This window comes from Halohasta sp. A2 (assembly GCF_056175805.1).
The window spans coordinates 1-421 of sequence record NZ_JAQFWV010000219.1 but is presented as its reverse complement, the minus strand read 5'-3'; the positions used below and the strand labels follow the sequence as shown (position 1 = coordinate 421).

Sequence of the window (421 nt, the reverse complement as noted above, 5' to 3'; positions counted from 1 at the left end):
GTATCATGGCATCCCGCTGAATGCGTCTGTGTGTGAACAACCAAACCGCATTCGGCGGGATGCTTCAGCATCTTGTTGAGCTCACATCAATAGTGTTGCGGCCAGAGCCGCTCGATGCCGAGATCGAGCGGCGCTGCAAGCACGCTTGGGAACAAGCTCCTTGCCCCGATTGCGGTGAAACCACTGTCAACGCCGGGGACACCAGTCCCCGGCTGTGGTGTTCTAACTGCCGCTATACGTTCACATACACCCGTAACACGCCGTTTGAAGGACGAACACTCACACCTGGAGAGGTTATCATTGCCTTCGTACTCTACGCAGATACGCTACTCAGCATCAACCAAGTTGCTCAACTCTTCGAGGCCGTTTACGATACCGTCCATACAACTATCCGAGAGGTGGAAGCCGCCTTTGAGAGCGG

1 protein-coding gene is annotated in these 421 nt (G+C 55.1%); it reads left to right on the top strand.

Translation table 11 applies throughout. From position 1 onward, the window contains the following. Nucleotides 1-59: 59 nt before the first annotated feature. On the top strand, nucleotides 60-421 hold a 362-nt coding region (locus O2S87_RS18875; RefSeq protein WP_475410239.1), incomplete at its 3' end, for a transposase.